Raw genomic sequence first — 605 nt, forward strand, 5'->3', positions numbered from 1 at the left:
ATCAAATATCGTTTTTAAAATTAAAGTACAGATTAAAATAGATGAAAGTCATTATCAAATACGGAAGTTTAATCGTGTTAATTTTAATCTTTCTTTTGAAAACGCAAAGATATTCGGACTTCTTGGCTTCTAACGATATTCTGAAAACATTAGGAATAATTGCAGTTCTTATTTTTGTAAACTTTGTGATCATTTATATTTACGATTCAAAAAATAAAACTAAACATACATTGACAAACGTTTTGCTGATATCATTTTTACTTTTATTTACATTAAATATATTTTTCAATTATCTTCAATTCAAAAAAGAAATTTGGAATGAATACTACGTTCCTAACAATTATGTTTTGAAAGTTAAAGGATATGAGATTAAACTCTACAAAGACAATTCTTATGAAGTAAACGAATACTGGCATGGCGAAAGCCAACATTACTTTGGAAAATATAGCTATATAAATGACACTTTAAACATAAATGATAAAAATATTGAAACAAAAACTGAATCCCAATTAACTTCAAAATATAAATTTAATAAACATTCAAAAGAATTTGAACCGTTGGAAAATGGATTTAAAAACTTAAAAATTCGTGAGAAATAGCACTGC

General features: G+C 24.6%; 1 protein-coding gene. It reads left to right on the top strand.

What is annotated here, in order from left to right; translation table 11 throughout:
• Positions 1 to 122 precede the first annotated feature (122 nt).
• Entirely contained in the window at positions 123 to 599 is a 477-nt protein-coding gene (locus PUH65_RS14890; RefSeq protein ID WP_305552633.1) for a hypothetical protein, read from the top strand.
• Positions 600 to 605 lie beyond the last annotated feature (6 nt).

The sequence above is a fragment of the Kaistella sp. SH40-3 genome (assembly GCF_030686865.1).
Classification (GTDB): domain Bacteria; phylum Bacteroidota; class Bacteroidia; order Flavobacteriales; family Weeksellaceae; genus Kaistella.